At 72.7% G+C, this 17,219-nt stretch carries 12 protein-coding genes; 6 read left to right on the forward strand and 6 right to left on the reverse strand.

All coding sequences use genetic code 11. The features are described from left to right. Positions 1-137 precede the first annotated feature (137 nt). Positions 138-1,868 carry a class I adenylate-forming enzyme family protein gene (locus ABD330_RS22710; RefSeq protein WP_344467787.1) on the forward strand — a complete coding sequence of 577 codons (1,731 nt, stop codon included), beginning with the start codon at positions 138-140 and terminating at the stop codon, positions 1,866-1,868. Continuing rightward, the gene (locus ABD330_RS22715) at positions 1,865-3,235 is read left to right on the forward strand and encodes a KamA family radical SAM protein (protein ID WP_344467788.1); all 1,371 of its coding nucleotides are present in this window, start codon (positions 1,865-1,867) and stop codon (positions 3,233-3,235) included. The genes ABD330_RS22710 and ABD330_RS22715 overlap by 4 nt, the downstream gene beginning before the upstream one ends. Before the next feature lie 155 nt (positions 3,236-3,390). On the opposite strand, the gene ABD330_RS22720 is transcribed toward ABD330_RS22715, so the two are convergent. The 6 genes from ABD330_RS22720 to ABD330_RS22745 all read right to left on the reverse strand — a co-directional run bounded on the left by ABD330_RS22720 (position 3,391) and on the right by ABD330_RS22745 (position 9,963). Further along, positions 3,391-3,867 carry a (2Fe-2S)-binding protein gene (locus ABD330_RS22720; RefSeq protein ID WP_344467789.1) on the reverse strand — a complete coding sequence of 159 codons (477 nt, stop codon included), beginning with the start codon at positions 3,865-3,867 and terminating at the stop codon, positions 3,391-3,393. A 20-nt stretch (positions 3,868-3,887) separates the two neighbouring features. Then, complete coding sequence (locus tag ABD330_RS22725) at positions 3,888-6,215, reverse strand: molybdopterin cofactor-binding domain-containing protein (protein ID WP_344467790.1); 2,328 nt, start codon at positions 6,213-6,215, stop codon at positions 3,888-3,890. 98 nt (positions 6,216-6,313) lie between these two features. Next, complete coding sequence (paaI, locus tag ABD330_RS22730) at positions 6,314-6,745, reverse strand: hydroxyphenylacetyl-CoA thioesterase PaaI (RefSeq protein WP_344467791.1); 432 nt, start codon at positions 6,743-6,745, stop codon at positions 6,314-6,316. Positions 6,746-6,749: 4 nt separating this feature from the next. Continuing rightward, entirely contained in the window at positions 6,750-7,814 is a 1,065-nt protein-coding gene (locus ABD330_RS22735) for a TolB family protein (protein ID WP_344467792.1), read from the reverse strand. Beyond that, the gene (locus ABD330_RS22740; protein WP_344467793.1) at positions 7,811-9,043 is read right to left on the reverse strand and encodes an MFS transporter; all 1,233 of its coding nucleotides are present in this window, start codon (positions 9,041-9,043) and stop codon (positions 7,811-7,813) included. Before ABD330_RS22740 ends, ABD330_RS22735 begins: the two co-directional genes overlap by 4 nt. Positions 9,044-9,045: 2 nt before the next feature. Then, positions 9,046-9,963, reverse strand: a complete 918-nt coding sequence (locus tag ABD330_RS22745; RefSeq protein WP_344467794.1) for a glycosyltransferase — start codon at positions 9,961-9,963, stop codon at positions 9,046-9,048. 424 nt (positions 9,964-10,387) lie between these two features. On the opposite strand from ABD330_RS22745, the gene ABD330_RS22750 reads away from it, so the two are divergent. The 4 genes from ABD330_RS22750 to ABD330_RS22765 all read left to right on the forward strand — a co-directional run bounded on the left by ABD330_RS22750 (position 10,388) and on the right by ABD330_RS22765 (position 17,174). Then, positions 10,388-11,785 (forward strand): exopolysaccharide biosynthesis polyprenyl glycosylphosphotransferase, encoded by a 1,398-nt coding sequence (locus tag ABD330_RS22750; RefSeq protein WP_344467795.1) that lies wholly within the window; start codon positions 10,388-10,390, stop codon positions 11,783-11,785. A gap of 85 nt (positions 11,786-11,870) precedes the next feature. Beyond that, positions 11,871-12,929, forward strand: coding sequence for a Gfo/Idh/MocA family protein (locus ABD330_RS22755; protein ID WP_344467796.1), 1,059 nt, complete (start codon positions 11,871-11,873; stop codon positions 12,927-12,929). After that, positions 12,926-13,645, forward strand: coding sequence for an acetyltransferase (locus tag ABD330_RS22760; protein ID WP_344467797.1), 720 nt, complete (start codon positions 12,926-12,928; stop codon positions 13,643-13,645). Before ABD330_RS22755 ends, ABD330_RS22760 begins: the two co-directional genes overlap by 4 nt. A gap of 34 nt (positions 13,646-13,679) precedes the next feature. Then, positions 13,680-17,174: a DUF4082 domain-containing protein gene (locus ABD330_RS22765; protein WP_344467798.1), complete on the forward strand. Its 3,495-nt coding sequence runs from the start codon at positions 13,680-13,682 to the stop codon at positions 17,172-17,174. Positions 17,175-17,219: the final 45 nt, after the last annotated feature.

A 17,219-nucleotide genomic window follows, 5' to 3' on the forward strand; every position in this document is an offset into this window, starting at 1 on the left:
TTCCCCGGGCGCGCACCCGCCACAGCCGTACACCCGCAACAGCCGTACACCGGCAACAGCCGTACACCCGCAACAGCCGTACACCGGCGTTCCAGAGCCACCGATCCAGCCGTACCGATCCAGTCGGGAGACCCCCCATGAGTGACAGCACGCCCGGCGGGAGAACCCCGCTCGCGCCGCTCGCCGTCCGACAGCAGCTGATGACCGAACCCGACCTGGGTGCCGGCAACTTCCTCGACCACGCCATCGCGCTGAACCCGGGCCGCGCGGTGCCGTACCTGTACAGCCACCACCGCGACCACCGGGGTGCGGTGCTGCTGCGCGGTCACAGCCTGCTCGACCTGGCCGAACTGCGCGACAGGTACGCCAAGTGGTACCGGGCGCACGGTGTGCGCCCGGGCGAGCCGGTGGCCGTCGTGGTCCGCGAGGGGCTGGAACCGCTGCTGCACTTCCTGGCGCTGACCGCGCTCGGGGCGATCCCGGCGATGGTCAACGACGCGATGCGCACCGACACCATGGCCCGCTACCTGGACCACGTCGGGGTGGTCGGCATCGTCGCCGACGATCCCGTCCGGTTGGCCGCCGGCTACCGGGCCGACCCCGCGCTCCGCCCGCGCTTCATCGCGTCGGCCGCCGAGGTACAGGCGTACGACGCCGGTCCGGACGCGCTGCCGGAGGGGTACCCGTACCGGCACGCCCCCGAGGACCTGGTGGCTCTGATCCACTCCTCGGGGACGACCGGCACGCCCAAGGCGACCATGCTGGCGCACCGGCAGTTCTGGGACGGCAAGCAGCCGAGGATGGTCCGCTTCCCGGCGGAGCCGTACGACCGGCTGATGTCGCTGATGCCGCACACCCACGCGGGCGGGTTGAGCTACTTCCTGACCGCGACGCTGTTGGGCCTGCCGACCGTGGTGATGGGCGACTGGCGGCGCGCCGTGGTGGAGCCGGTGATGGAGGTCTTCCAGCCGACCATGGTGGCGTCCTTCCCGCGCACGCTGGTCGAGTTGGCGACCGGGGAGCTGCCGGTGACGGGGGCCGCGAAGGTGCACTCCTGGTTCAACACCGGCGACTCGGCGCACTACGGGCACATCAGGCGGCTGGTCCGGCTCGGTGAGCGGCCGGCCGGTCTGATCAGGCCCTGGCTGCTGCCGAAGCAGGCCGCCGGACAACCAGCCCTGCTGGGTTCGCAGTTCATCGACGGCCTGGGCTCCTCGGAGATGGGGATGGCGCTGTTCGGCCAGGTCACCACGCCGGAGAGCGAGCGCAACGACCGGTGCGTGGGCAAGCCGCTGGAGGTGGTGACCAAGGCCGCCGTGCTGGACGTGAACGGCGTGGAGCTGCCCGACGGCACGGTCGGCCTGCTGGGCGTCAAGTCCCCCTCCCGTACGCCCGGTTACTGGCAGGACCCGGAGCTGACCAGCTCCTTCGAACTGGCCGGTTACTGGCTCACCGGTGATATGGCCCGCCGGGACGCCCAGGGCAGCTTCTACCACCTCGACCGGACGGCCGACGTGATCGACACCGTGGCCGGGCCCGCCTACAGCCTGCCGATCGAGGAGGTGCTGCTCGCCGACTGCGCGGAGCTGGTGCAGGACTGCTCGGTGGTCGGCATCCCCGGCCCGGCCGGGGAGGGCCAGTGCCCGATCGCGGTGGTCCGGTTGCAGGCGGCCGCCCGGGGCCGGGCGGCGGAGGACGTCCGGGCGGCGGCCAACAAGGCACTGGCCGCCGCCGGCCTGGCCCAGCTCGCGGCGGTGAGCATCGCCGTCGAGCCGGAGGACCTCCCGCTCGGGCCGACCGGCAAGGTGCTGAAGCGGGAGCTGCGGGCCAGGTTCGCGACCCTGTTCACGGACAGCCCGGACCGATGACCGGGGACACCGAAGGGCAGCCGTACGTGTACGCCCGGACGGCTCTGGTCGAGCCGGACTGGCGGCGGCTGCCCGGCTGGCGGGACGTCACGGTGGCCCAGTGGCGCGACCCGCAGTGGCAGCGGGCGCACTCGGTGAAGAACGCCCGGCAGTTGAGGGTCGTGCTCGGGGACCGGCTGAGCGAGCACTTCTACGCCGAACTGGCCGCCGACCGCGTGCAGTTCGCCGGCATGTCGATGCTCGTCCCGCCGCAGATGCTGAACACCGTCGCCCCCGGTGCACCGGACGCCCCGGGGGCCTTCACCGAGGCGTTCCTCGCGGACCCGGTCCGGCGCTACCTGCTGCCGGTGCGGTCCGACCGCGATCCGCACTGGCCGAGCCACCCCCGGGCCGCGCGGGACTCGCTGCACGAGACCGAGATGTGGGTGGTGGAGGGCCTCACCCGGCGCTATCCGACCAAGGTGCTGGCCGAGCTGGTCGCCACCTGCCCGCAGTACTGCGGTCACTGCACCCGGATGGACCTGGTGGGCAACTCCACCCCGCAGGTCGCCAAGGCCCGGCTCACACTCCGCCCGCGCGAGCGGCAGGAGCAGATCCTCGACTACCTCAAACGCACGCCGGGCGTCCGGGACGTGGTGGTCTCCGGCGGCGACCTCGCCAACGTGCCCTGGCCGCAGTTGGAGTCGTTCCTGCTCCGGCTGCTGGAACTGCCTTCGGTGCGGGACATCCGGCTCGCCACCAAGGCGCTGGTCGGGCTGCCGCAGCACTGGCTGCAACCCGCGGTCCGGGCCGGGATGGCCCGGGTGGCGGGTGTCGCCTCCCGGCGGGCGGTGAACCTCTCGGTGCACACCCACGCCAACCACGTGCAGTCGGTGACGCCGCTGGTCGCGGAGGCGGCCCGGGCGATGCTGGACGTCGGGGTCCGGGACGTCCGCAACCAGGGCGTCCTGATGCGCGGGGTGAACGCGAGCGCCGCCGACCTGCTGGACCTCTGCTTCGCCCTCCAGGGGGAGGCCAACATCCTGCCGTACTACTTCTACCTGTGCGACATGATCCCCAACGCCGAGCACTGGCGGATCCCCGTCCACGAGGCCCAGCGGCTCCAGGAGGCGGTGATGGGGCAGCTGCCCGGGTACGCGACGCCGCGGATCGTCTGCGACGTGCCGTACGTCGGCAAGCGCTGGGTGCACCAGGCGGTCGACTACGACCGCGAACTCGGCATCTCCTACTGGACGAAGAACTCCCCGGTCGGCCCGGAGCTCGACGGCCCGGCCCGGGCGGCCGGGCTCGGCCGCCGCTACCCGTTCTACGACCCGATCCCCACCCTGCCGGAATCCGGCCGCGAGTGGTGGGAGCGGCACCGCTGACGGCACGGCGCCCAGGTACCCGCCCAGGAGCGGCCCACCCCGACAGGGGCGCGGGGACCTGCGCGCATCCGGGAGTGACGCTGCCGCGCCGACCGCCTCGCGCAGGTCCCCGGGCCCCTGGAGCAGTGTTCCCGGCGGAGCCCGTCGGCGGAGCCTCAGAAGTTCTTCGCTCCGGCCGTGATGGCCTCGCGGATGCGGAAGTACGTGCCGCAGCGGCAGATGTTGCGGATCTCGTCGAAGTCGGCGTCGCCGATCTCGTGGCCGGCGGCGCGGGCCTGGTGGACCTTGGCGACGGCGGCCATGATCTGGCCGGGCTGGCAGTAGCCGCACTGGGCGACGTCGTACGCCAGCCAGGCCTCCTGCATCGGGTGCAGGTCCTTGCCGACGGTGGCGGGCAGCCCCTCGATGGTGGTGACCTGGTCGGTGGGCTGGAGGGCGCCGACCGGGACCGAGCAGGGGTTGAACGCCTTGCCGTTGAGGTGGCTGGTGCAGGCCTGGCAGACGCCCAGCCCGCAGCCGTACTTGGGGCCGGTGACGCCGAGGACGTCGCGCAGCACCCACAGCAGCCGGACGTCGTCCTCGACGTCCACCGAGACCGGCGAGCCGTTGAGAATGAAGGTGTGGTGGGGCACGGTTCGGCTCCTGAGGGGTTCTAGTAGGCGCGGGTCAGGCCGTCGACGGGGGACTGCGGGACGGGCGGGGTGGTCGGCAGCGGGTCGAAGGCCAGCGGGGCCGCGTGGTTGATCGGGAAGTCGGTCGGCATTGTCCCGGTGGCCCGGCCGTAGGCGCAGGCCACCGCGGCCATCGCCGCGCCGACCGCCAGCTCTCCGGCGCCGCCGGGGGTGTCGCCGGTGGCCGGCAGCACCACGATCTGCACGTCCGGCGGGGTGTTCCACTGCCGGGTGTAGAAGTAGTTGTCCCAACTGCCTTCCTGGAAGACACCGTTGGCCAGGTGCAGGCCGGAGGTGAGGGCCAGCGCGATGCCGTCCGTGATGCCGCCCAGCATCTGTGCCTGGAGCCCGAGCGGGTTGACCACGAGGCCGGCGTCCACGGCGCAGACGACCTTGGTGACGCGCGGGCCGGTCCAGGCGTCGGGGATCCGCCGTCCGGTGGCCGCCGGGGTGCAGTCGATCTCGACGAGGACGGCGACCATGCTGTGGTACTCGGGGTGCAGGGCGATCCCCTGGGCGGTGCCGGCGGGCATCGGCCGCCCCCAGGAGCCGAGTTCGGCCACCTTGTCGAGGACCGCCCGCGCGCGCGGGTCCTTGAGGGACTGGCTGCGGAACCGGTACGGGTCCTGCCCCAGCGCGGCGGCCAGCTGGTCGACCACCAGCTCCTGCGCGCAGCGGACGTTGGGGGAGTAGATGCCGCGCATGCTGCCGGTGTTGAAGCCCTTGTCCACCTCGCTGAGCAGCTGGCTGGTGAGGCCGAAGTTGTACGGCGTCTGCTGCGTCAGCTCGAAGATCGTCTCGGAGAACCCGATGTCGCCGACCGGCAGTTTGGCGACCAGGGCGGTGATCACCTCGCCCAGGCCGTGGCTGAAGTCGGTGGCCACCGAGGCGTGCCGCTGCTCGAAGCTGAGCACCTGGCCCAGCGCGTGGGTCGCCCGCACCCGGGAGACGGACATCGGGTGGGTGCGGCCCTGGCGGAACTCGTCGGTGCGGTGCCACATCAGCTTGACCGGCTTGCCCATCAGCTGCGAGATCTCGGCGGCCTCCAGGGCCGCGTCGAAGAACAGCTTGCGGCCGAACGAGCCGCCGCCCTGGGTGACATGGACGGTGACGGCGCCGGGGAGCAGGCCCAGCTTGGCGGCGATCGCGCCCTGGGCGGCGATCGGCGTCTTCAGCGAGGCCCAGATCTCGGCCCGGCCGGGGCGGACGTCGGCGATGGCGCAGTTGGGCTCCAGCGCGCTGTTGCTGGCGAACGCGAAGGTGAAGGTGGAGTCGACGGTGTGCGCGAGCAGGTTCACCGGCGGGACGGCGAAGGGCAGTCCGGCCGCCTTCAGCTCCGCCAGCACGGTGGCGTCGGAGGAGCCGTCCTCGGTGCCCGGGCCCCAGGTCACCTGGAGCGCCCGGACGGCGTCGATGCACTGCCCGAAGGTGGCGGCGCGGACGGCGACGCCGGTGGAGACGGTGGCGATGTCGGTGACGCCGGGCATCGCCCGGACGGCCGCCAGGTTCTGGACGGACAGCGGCGTGCCGTTGATCGTCGGCGGCCGGCAGACCATGGTCGGCAGCGCGCCGGGTACCGAGAGGTCCATCGCGAACTGCTTGCGGCCGGTCACGATGTCCAGTGCGTCGACGCGCGGCTGCGCCGTCCCGATCACCTTGAAGTCGGCCGGCTGCTTCAGGGCCACGCCGACCTGGATCGTGGTCGTGCTGGCGGCGGCGGCCGCCAGCTCGCCGTAGCCGGCCCGCCGCCCGTCGGGTGTGCTGACCACCCCGGCGGCCGTGGTCAGCGTCGAGGCGGGGACGCCGAAGCGGGCGGCCGCCGCGGCCAGCAGGCGCTCGCGGGCGATGGCGGCGGCCACCCGGACCGGCGTGTAGGTGGAGACGGTGGTGCTGGACGCCCCGGTGAACTGGTTGAACAGCAGCTCCGGCCGGGCGTCGGCGAGGGTGACCCTGACCTGGGAGACCGGCAGGTCCAGCTCCTCGGCGATCAGCATCGCGGTGGAGGTGGTGATGCCCTGGCCCACCTCGGCGCGCGGCAGGGCGAAGGCCGCGGTGCCGTCGGCGTTCAGCTGCACGCTGATCAGACCCGAGGTGGGCAGTGTCGCGTCGGTGAGCAGGTCGGTCAGGTCGTACAGGTCGGCCGGCTCCGGCAGGGACGGGACGGCCGCGGCGGCCGGTGTCGGGGCGAGCACGGCCTCCCCGAGCTGCGCGGCCACCAGCAGCGTCGGAGCCGCCACCACGTACCCCAGGAAGCGCCGGCGTCCGAGCCCGGCGTCGGCGCGCCGGGGTGCGGCACCCTGGTCTTCCATCAACTCTCCTCCTGGAGCGGCAGGCGCGAATCGGCAGCGCCGGGCGTGATCACGCCAAGAGTAAGGGGAGGCCGGGACGGCTCCGCCGCCGGGTCCGCTCAGAGCTCCCGGGGCTCCGGCGGCCGGCCCGAGAGCATGACGCTGTGGCCGCGGAACTCCGCGACGATCGGCCCCTCCGGCCTACGGACCGTCACGTCGTAGATCCCGTACCGGCCGTACCTGGTCCTCTCGGCCGCCTCGGCGATCAACTCGTCGTCCACCGCGCAGGGTTGCAGGAAGGTCACCTGGGCGCTCTGGGCCACCGTGGCCGGTCCGTGGGTGTTGCAGGCGTACGCGAACGCCGCGTCGGCCAGCAGGAACAGGTAGCCGCCGTGGGCCGTCCCGTGCCCGTTCACCATCGTCGCGGCCACCCGCATGCTGACGGTGGCCCGGCCGGGTGCGACCTCGTCGAGGGCGATGCCGAGGCTCTGGCAGGTCAGGTCGCGGGCGTACATGTCCCGGGCGCGGGCGACGCAGGGGTCGGGGGTCATCGGGCTACTGCTTTCCGGTGGTGAGCGGGGCGGGTGAGAAGCCTCCGTGCAACAGGAGGGCGGGTGCGCCGGTGCCGTCGGCGGGGACGGTCCACAGGTCGGAGCCGGTGCGCTGGGCGGCGGGCAGCGCGTAGGCGACGGTGGAGTCGTCGAGCCAGGCCGCCTGGTCGTCCACGCTGCGGGTCTCGGCGAGCAGCGTCTCCCGGTTGTCGGCCAGGTCGAGGACGGCCAGCCGCCAGGGGTTGGTGGTGCTGCCCGAGACCCGCTTCTTGAAGGCGATCCGGGTGCCGTCGGGCGAGAGCGAGGGGCACTCCACGTTCTCCCGCAGGACCGTCAGCCGGTGCTGGGCGAGGTCGCCCCGGACCAGGTAGGTCTTCCCGGTGCTGATCGGGGACATGGTGGCGTAGAACGTGTTGTCGTCCGAGGCGAAGGTGACGCCCCAGAAGTTGCGGTCCACCGGCCGGTACGGCTTGCCGTCCTTCAGGACGTCGAAGTCCTCCAGCGTCGGGGTCAGGGCGCCGGTGCGGACGTCCAGGATCGAGGTGCGGGTGGAGAAGGTGTTGGCGGCGTACGAGTCGCCGGAGGTGAAGACCGTCCAGGAGGCCATCCGGCCGTCCGCCGAGATCCGGGCACGGTTGGGGGCCCCGGCGCCGAGGTCGATCTCGCGCAGCTGCCCCAGCGTGGAGTCGAGGATCCGCACGTGGTGGCTCGGGATGGCGCCGTACTCGGTACTCAGGCAGACCACGGTGCCGGCCGCCGCGTAGACCCGCTCGCAGGAGGTCCGGCCCACCGTGCGCGGGCCGGCCGGGTCGGAGCGCCGGACGGTGGCCAGGAAGCCGTAGCCCGGGCCGGGTTCGGTGTCCCGGAACAGGATCTCGCCGGTGGCGCCGGTGAGGTCGAGGTCCTGCGCGGCGGGCGCGGCGCCCGGCCCCTGGTGGGTCAGCACGTCCTGCCGGTGGGCGGCGTGCACGCCGTAGCCGATGCCGAGGGCGGCGAGCAGCACGAAGGCCGCGGCGAAGGCGGTCAGGCGGCCCCGGGTGATCAGCGGGGTCTCCGGTGTGTCGGTCACGCGCTTCCTCTCTTCGTCAGCACGGCGGCGACCGTCAGACAGGCCAGCAGCCCCGTCCCGAACGCCGCCAGCGTCCAGTGCGGCCCCTGGAGCCGGTACGCGAGGCCGAAGAGCAGCGAGGACGCGAACATCCCCAGCGCCTGGAGGCTCTGCATCACCGCGAAGCCGGAGGTGCGGGCGTGGTCGGGCAGCAGCCGGGCCGCGTGGGCCATCAGCGGGGCGTCGGTCGCCGCGTAGAAGGTGCCGTGCAGGCCGAGCACCAGGACGAGGGCCAGTGGCCCGCTGTGCGAGCCCGCGAGCAGGGCCAGCACCAGCAGGAAGCACAGGTGCCCGCCGAGGTAGAGCCGCCAGGGCCCGACCCGGTCGGCCAGCGCCCCGAGCGGCAGCGACAGCAGCAGGTACGGCGCGGCGGTGCCGAGCGCCAGCAGCGGGAACCAGCGGGCCGCCAGGTCGTCCTGCCGCTGGAGCGTCAGGTAGACGAAAGCGTCGCTGATGGTCGCGGTCTCCAGCAGGGTGACGAACAGGCAGGTCCGGCGGAAGGCGGCGTCGCGCAGCAGGCCGAGGCCGGCGCCCAGGGTGACGGCCGGGCGGCCGGGCGCGGCGGGCTCCCGGCGGTCGCGGACGAAGAGCAGCAGCACCAGCACGCCCAGGACGGCCACGCAGAAGCTCGCCACGAAGACCGCGTCGTAGGCGGTGGCGACCACCGACAGCAGGGCGAAGGCGGCCAGCGGCCCGCAGAAGGCGCCGGCGGTGTCCATCATCCGGTGCACCCCGAAGGCCCGGCCCTGGGTCTCGGGGGTGCTGGAGAGCGATATCAGCGCGTCGCGCGGCGCCGTCCGCAGGCCCTTGCCGCTGCGGTCGACGGCCAGCACGGTGCTGAGTCCGGCCAGCGAGGCACCGGCGGCGGGCAGGCCGAGCTTGCACAGCGCGGACAGCGCGTACCCGGCGACGGCGACGGGCTTGCGGGCCCGGAAGCGGTCGGCGAGGTGGGCGCCGGCCAGTCGCAGGAAGACCGAGGCGCCGTTGAACAGGCCGTCCAGGAAGCCGGTCTGGAGCATGCTGAGCCCGAGGACCGAGGTGTAGTACAGCGGCAGCACCGAGGAGACCATCTCGGAGGAGATGTCGGTCAGCAGGCTGACCAGGCCCAGCATCACCACGTTCGCGGCCACCCGGCGGGTGGCGCCGGAGGCCCGGCCCAGTGGTGTGCTCCGGCTGGAGGAGAGGTACACGGTCAGGCCAGGTTCTCGGCGGTCGGGCGGGTGCGCAGCCGGGACGGGCTCAGCAGCGCGGCTGCGGCCCGGCGGCTGCGGCGGTGGCCGAGCAGCCCGCGCGAGAGCTCGCGCAGCAGGGTGGCGGCCCAGAACAGCGCGGCGGCGGGCAGCCCGTGACGGCGGCGGTACAGGCGCACCTTGTTGAGGGTGAGCAGCGTCCACAGCCGGGGGGAGACCTCCGAGTCGCCCTCCAGGTGGACGGCTTCGGCCTCGGGGGCGAGCCGGGTGCTGAAGCCCAGGTCGCGGGCGCGCAGCGCGTACTCGGTCTCCTCGGAGTAGAGGAAGAACGACTCGTCCCAGGGCCCGCAGGCCCGTACGCACGCCCAGGAGACCAGCATCGCGGCGCCGGTGGCCCAGTCGGCGGTGCCGGCGGTGCGGTAGGCGTCCTCGGCCGTCACGATCTCGCCGAGCCTCGGGTAACGCCCGGCCCGCCGGTTGCCGAGCAGCGCCTCGCCGAAGGCGCGCAGCACGGCGGGCTCGCGGCGCAGCGAGTGCGTCAGTTCGCCGCCCTCGCCGGTCAGCCGGGGCACCACGATGCCGGTGCCCGGCTCGTCCAGCCGCGCGAGCATGGCGGCGACGCAGCCCGGGGCCAGCCGGATGTCGGGGTTGAGGATCAGGACGGCGGTGCACGGCTCCAGCCGGGCCAGCGCGGCGTTGATCGCGGCGGCGTAGCCCGCGTTGTAGCCGGTCTGCACCGTCGTGGCGGCCGGGACGGTCTCCTGAAGGACCGTCAGTGTCCGGTCCGACGAGGCGTTGTCGGCCACCGTCAGGTGCCAGTCCACGCCCTTCAGTCCGTCCTCCAGGGAGGCCAGCAGTCCGGGCAGTACCTCCGCACTGTTCCAGGTGACCACAATCACTGCGACTGTCGCAGACCCCATCGAAACCCCTCGGTGCGCCCGCACCGGCCCGTCGCTACCGGCCGGTCGTGGGTGGTGCGGGGCCAAGTATGCGACGGCGGAGGCACTCTGGTCAGGAGATTCGCCGATCGGGCCGCCGGCCTCGGGCCGACGGCGTGCGCCCGGCGTGCGGCGGGGCCCCGGCCGGGCGCATGTTGAATCCTCCGGTCCGCTCTCCACCGGACACCCACATAGTTGTAGAGATTGTTTGTGGTTTGTCCGCCCCGAGCCCGGTCGGGCCGCTACCTTGCTTCCTGGGGATCGCGTGGGGTGCGATGCGGGCAAGTCGGGGCTCTGGTGGGGGATATCGGAGCCTGACGCTCGCTGTTCACGTATGGACAACAATCGTCGGGCGCACCGGCTGGGGGGCAGCATGGCCGTCGAATCGGCCGCATATCCGGACAAAATGCGTAATGTCGTCACACCGCGCGAACTGCGCAGGAAGTGGCAGCATGACCATCTACTCAAACTGATCGTGGCGGACGTGATGTCTGCGGCCACCGCCTCGTTCGTCGTCTACCTGTGCCACGGTCGGTCGGAGGTCTTCACCCTCCTGCCGCTGCTGTGGCCGGCCGCACTGCTCGTCGTACGGGCTTACGGCAAGCGGCAGTTAGGTTACGGATCGGAGGACCACCGGCGCATAGCCCGGGCCGCCCTGGCCCTCGGCGCGCTGGCCGTCCTCGGCTCCGAGCTGGTGCTCGGGCAGGACCGGCTGGTCCACGACGCCGTACTCGGCCTGGCCGGCGCGGCCGCGCTGACCTCGGCGCTGCGCGCCGCCCTGCGGGGCCGGCTGGGGGCCGCCGACGAACCCCGCCGGGTGCTCGTGGTCGGCCATCCGGACGCGGTCGACACCTTCGCCGCCTCACTGGCCGGCCGGGCCGCGCGCGGACTGCGCCTGGTCGGGGCCTGCTACACCGCCCGGCCGACGCTGGGCCCGGCGGCCGATCCGAAACTGCCGGTCTTCGGCGGCCCGGACAACATCCTGTCCGCCGTCCGCCGCACCGGCGCCGAGCTGGCGGTGGTGCTGCCGGACCCGGCGCTGGACGAGCTGGCGATGCGCCGGCTCGGCTGGGCGCTGCACGGCGAGGGCGTCGAGCTGCTGCTCGGCCCGATGCTCGGCGACGTGGCGGCCTCCCGGCTGACCGTCCGGACCGTCGGCGGCGTGCCGATGGTCCACGTCCGGGCACCGGCCCGCTCCGGCGCGGCCCGGCTGCCCAAGGAGATCCTGGACCGGCTGCTGGCCGCCCTGGGGCTGCTCCTGCTCACCCCGCTGCTGCTGGTGCTGGCCGTCCTGGTCCGGTTCAGCAGCCCCGGGCCGGCGTTCTTCCAGCAGCGCCGGGTCGGTCTCGACGGCGAACCGTTCACCATGTTCAAGTTCCGCACCATGCTGCACAACGCCGAGTCCCTCCGGACGGAGCTGGCGGAGCTGAACCTGAACACCGAGGGCCCGCTGTTCAAGGTCCGCAAGGACCCCAGGACCACCGCGCTCGGGCGGTTCCTGCGGCGCTACTCGCTGGACGAGCTGCCGCAGTTGATCAACGTGCTGGCCGGACACATGTCCCTGGTGGGCCCCAGACCGCCGCTGCCGGAGGAGACCCTCGACTACGACGAGGTGACCCGCCGGCGGCTGCTGGTGAAACCCGGTCTGACCGGGCTGTGGCAGGTCAGCGGCCGGTCCGACCTGCCCTGGCACGAAGCCGTCAGGCTCGACCTCTCCTACGTCGACAACTGGTCGCACTCCCTGGACGCGCTGATCCTGCTGCGCACCACCGGCGCGGTGGCCCGGGGCAAGGGCGCCTACTGACATGACCTCAGCACCACATGACGATCCGTCGGACCCACCGCCGGATCCACCGCACTCATCGGCATCTTCGAAGGGACCGCACACCGTGACAGGCGTAGGAACGACCCCCCTGGGGCTCGCCGTGGTCGGGGCCGGGTACTGGGGGCCGAACCTGGTCCGCAACTTCCAGGCCTCGTCCGAGTTCCAGCTGCGCTGGGTGTGCGACCTGGACATCACCCGCGCCGAGCGGGTGCTGGGCGAGTACTCGACGGTGACCGCCACCGACGACTACGCCGCCGTGCTCGCCGACCCGGAGGTGGCGGCCGTGGCCGTCGCCACCCCGGCGGGCACCCACCTGGAGGTCGCGCTGGCCGCGCTGCGGGCCGGCAAGCACGTGCTGGTGGAGAAGCCGCTCGCGGCGACCGGCGCCGAGGGGCGGGTGCTGGTCGAGGAGGCCGAGCGGCGCGGCCTGGTGCTGATGTGCGACCACACCTACTGCTACACCCCGGCCGTCACCCGGATCCGCGAGCTGGTCCGGGCCGGGGAGCTCGGCGACATCCAGTACGTGGACTCGGTGCGGATCAACCTCGGGCTGGTCCAGCGGGACGTGGACGTGCTCTGGGACCTCGCGCCGCACGACCTGTCCATCCTGGACTTCGTGCTGCCCGAGGCCGACCGGCCGGTCGCGGTGGCCGCGCAGGGGGCCGACCCGATCGGGGTCGGCCGGTCCTGCGTGGCGTACCTGACCCTGCAGCTCGCCTCCGGCGCCATCGCGCACGCGCACGTCAACTGGCTCTCCCCGACCAAGGTGCGCACCACCATGGTCGGCGGCTCCAAGCGCACCGTGATCTGGGACGACCTCAACCCGCAGCAGCGGATCTCGCTCTTCGACCGGGGTGTGGACCTCACCGCGCCCGAGGACCTGGACGCCGGCACCCGCCGCGACCTCCAGGTCAGCTACCGGTCCGGCGAGATGGTGGCCCCGGCGCTGGGCGAGAAGGAGGCGCTGCGCGGGGTGGTCGAGGAGTTCGCGGCCTCGATCCGGGAGGGCCGGGCGCCGCTCACGGACGGCCGGGCCGGCCTGCGGGTGCTCGACATCCTGGAGGCGGCCACCCTCAGCCTGGCCCGGGGCGGCGCCCTGGTGCCGCTGGCGGAGCCCTCGTGAGGTATCCGGTCGCACCCGGGTCCCGGCGCAGGGCCCGCCAGGACCTGGTGATCGTCGGCGCGGGCGGCTTCGGGCGGGAGACCGCCGAGGCCGTCCGCGCGGCCGGCGCGCGCTGGCGGCTGCTCGGCTTCCTGGACGACAACCCGGCGCTGCACGGCACGCAGGTGGACGGCGTGCCGGTCCTCGGGCCGGCCGACGCGGTGCACGACCTGCCGCGCGCCCAGGTGGTGCTCTGCACCGTCAACCCGCGCGTCTACACCAGCCGTTCGGACCTCGCGGACCGGCTCCGGCTGCCCGACGACCGGTACGCCACCGTGGTCCACCCCAGCGCGCAGGTCGCCCGGCGCGCGGAGGTGGGCCACGGCTCCGTGCTGCTCGCCCAGGCGGTCGTCACCGCCAGGGCCGAGATCGGCGCGCACGTCGCGGTGATGCCGCAGACCGTGCTCACCCACGACACCGAGGTGGCCGAACTGGTCACCCTCGCCAGCGGGGTACGGCTCGGCGGCGGCGTCCGGCTGGCCCGGGGCTGCTACCTCGGGGCGGGTGCGCTGGTACGCGAGTTCACCAAGGTCGGCGAGTGGTCGCTGGTCGGGATGGGCTCGGTGGTGCTGCACGACGTTCCGCCGCAGGAGGTGTGGGCCGGCGCGCCGGCCCGGTTCCTCCGCGCGGCGGCGGGGACGGCGGCGCGGGCCGGTTCGGCCGCGGCGCCGTCCTGAAGTTCCTTGGCACAGCATCGGGAGTAGAACGAACATGAACATCGGCAACACCATGGGGCGGTCCCCCACCGGAAGTCTCGTCCGACGACATCTCCAAGGATCCGGCGGCCTCGTCCGGTTCCTGCTGGCCATCGCGCTGCTGTTGGCGGTCACCGGTCTCACCGCGCCGACCGCCCACGCCGCCGACCCCTGCGCCACCCCGGTCGTCAACAAGGTGGCGTGCGAGAACTCCAAGCCGGGAAGCCCGGTCTCCGACTGGTACTCCCCGAACGCCTGGGGCCAGATCCAGGGCTTCACCGCCCACGAGAGCTACAAGCCGGGCGACACCGTCGAGTTCAAGGTGCAGTCGCCCGTCCCGTACCAGATCGAGATCTACCGCCTCGGCTGGTACCAGGGCAACCGGGCCCGCAAGATGCCGGCCTCGCCCACCGCGACCTACCCGGCGAAGACCCAGCCCAACTGCCTCTCGGACGCCAGCACCGGTCTGGTGGACTGCGGCAACTGGACCACCACCGTCACCTGGACGGTGCCCAGCGACGCCGTCTCCGGCCTCTACCTCGCCAACATCGAGCAGACCGACGGCAACGGCCTGATGCCGTACCCGATCGTGATCCGCGACGAGTCCAGCCACTCCAGCGTCGTCGTGCAGACCTCGGACGAGACCTGGCAGGCCTACAACACCTGGGGCGGCCAGAACCTCTACGGCGGCTCCGGGCCCGCGCCCGACGGCCGCGCGTACAAGGTGAGTTACAACCGCCCGCTGGACATCGGCGCCGACAACGGCATCTACGGCTCCGAGTACGCCATGATCGGCTGGCTGGAGCGGAACGGGTACGACGTCAGCTACCTGTCCGGCATCGACGTCTCGACCAAGGGCGTGCTGCTCCAGAACCACAAGGTCTTCATGTCCAACGGGCATGACGAGTACTGGAACCAGGCCCAGCGCGACAACGTCACGGCGGCCAAGGCGGCCGGGGTCGACCTGGCGTTCTTCTCCGGCAACGAGATGTTCTGGCGGACCCGCTTCGAGCCGGCCATCGACAGCAGCGGCACCGCCAACCGCACCCTGGTCTGCTACAAGGAGACCAAGCTGCAGATCCCCGGCGTTGACGGCGTGCCCGACCCGAGCGGGCAGTGGACCGGCACCTGGATGGACCCGGTGGGGGCCGGACGCGGCGGCGGCAAACCGCAGAACGCCCTGACCGGCCAGCTGTTCCAGGTGAACGGCTACCGCAACGACGCGATGACCGTGCCCGCCGCCTACGGCAAACTGCGGATGTGGCGGAACACCTCGATCGCCACCCTGCCGGCCGGCCAGGTCGCGACCTTCCCGACCGGCACGCTCGGGTACGAGTGGGACTCGGACATCGACAACGGTTCGCGGCCCCCGGGCTCGATCGACCTGTCCTCGACCACCGTCTCGGTCACCGACGGCAACTACCTGCTGGACAACGGCAACACCTACGGCAACGGGGTCGCCACCCAGAGCCCGACCCTCTACCGCGACCCGGTCTCCAACGCCCTGGTGTTCGGCGCCGGCACCGTCCAGTGGTCCTGGGGCCTGGACACCCTGCACGTGGGCAACGCCACCACCGAGGACCCCCGGATGCAGCAGGCGACCGTCAACCTGCTGGCCGACATGGGCGTCCAGCCCACCACCCTGCAGTCCGGCCTGGTCCAGGCGAGCGCCTCGACCGAGACCACCGGCCCCACGGTCGTGGTGACCACACCGGCGCCGGGCATCACCGTGCCCGTGCTCAAGCCCGTCACCGTCTCCGGCACGGCGCTCGACCTCGGCGGCGGCCAGGTGGCCCGGGTCGAGGTCTCCGTCGACGGCGGCACCACCTGGAAGGGCGCCACCGGCACCACCTCCTGGACGTACACCTGGACGCCGATGACCCAGGGCGCGACGCAGGTCATGGTCAGGGGCGTGAACGACTCCGTCATCACCGGCACGGTCACCACCGTCCCGCTGACCGTCGGTCCGCAGCAGTGCCCGTGCACCATCTGGCCGACCTCCGCCGTCCCGGCGCACACCGACTCCGGCGACGCCGGCGCGATCGAGGTCGGCGCCAAGTTCCGTACCACGGTGAACGGTTCGATCACCGGCGTGCGGTTCTACAAGTCGGCGCTGAACACCGGCACGCACACCGGCAGCCTCTGGAGCTCCGACGGCACCCGGCTGGCCACCGGCACCTTCACGGGCGAGACCGCCTCCGGCTGGCAGCAGCTGGTGTTCGCCACGCCCGTCCCGGTCAAGGCGAACACCACCTACATCGCCTCCTACTACGCCCCGAACGGCCACTACTCCTACGACGACGGCTACTTCACCGGGAAGGGCGCCGGGATCGACCCGATCAAGGCGCTCAGCTCCGGAGCCGACGGCAACAACGCGCTCTACACCTACAACACCGGCGGCGGCTTCCCGACCAGCAGCTACCACGACTCGAACTACTGGGTCGACGCGGTGCTGGACACCTCGGGCGACACCACCACCCCGCCGGCCGTGACCGGGTCCACCCCGGCCGCCGGCGCCACCGGGGTCGCGATCACCGCGGCGCCGACGGTGACCTTCAACCACAGCATCGACACCGCCGCGCTCCAGTTCACCCTGACCGCGACGGGCGGCGCCGCCGTCCCGGCGACGGTCGGCTACGACAGCGCCACCGCCACCGCCACCCTGCGCCCCACCGGGCAGCTGGCACTGAACACCGGCTACACCGCCACGGTGAAGGCCAGCGACCCGTGGGGCAACCCGATGAGCGCGCCGCTGACCTGGTCGTTCACCACCAGCGCCACCCCGCCCACGGTCACCTGCCCGTGCTCGCTGTGGAACTCCGCCACGGCGCCGGCCTCGATCGACTCGGGTGACCCGACCGCCGTCGAACTGGGCACCCGCTTCAGCTCCGCGATCAACGGCTGGATCACCGGGGTCCGCTTCTACAAGTCCGTCGCCAACACCGGCACCCACACCGCGACGCTCTGGAGCAACACCGGTACCCAGCTCGCCACCGGCACCTTCAGCGGCGAGACGGCCTCCGGCTGGCAGCAGCTGACCTTCGCCACCCCGGTGGCGATCACCGCCAACACCAGCTACGTGGTGTCGTACTACGCCCCGAGCGGCCACTACTCGGCGACCGGCGGCTACTTCACCTCCGGCTACTCCTCCTACCCGATGCGGGCCCCGGCCGACGTCTCCGGCAGTGCCAACGGCATCTACCGGTACGGGTCGACCGGCTTCCCGACCAGCACCTTCACCTCGACCAACTACTGGGTGGACCCGGTCTTCACCAACGTGAAGCCCTCCAACGCCCCGGCCACCAACGGCTCGCTGCAGCTCCCGCTGCTCAGCTCCGTGCTGAACCCGGTCGGCGGCCTGCTCGGAGGACTCCTCGGCGGCCTGACCAGCGGCCTCACCAACGGTCTGAACGGCGGGCTGCAGGGCGGCCCGACCACCGCCACCCCGGGCGTCGAGCCCGGGGCGCTCACCCCCGCCCCCGCCCCCGTCCTGCACCAGCCCGCCGGCTGAGCCGGGACCGACCCGTCCGACCCGGTCCGCCCCCGTCCACCGACG

Origin of the sequence: Kitasatospora kazusensis (assembly GCF_039529945.1) — a bacterium.
Classification (GTDB): Bacteria; Actinomycetota; Actinomycetes; order Streptomycetales; family Streptomycetaceae; genus Kitasatospora; species Kitasatospora kazusensis.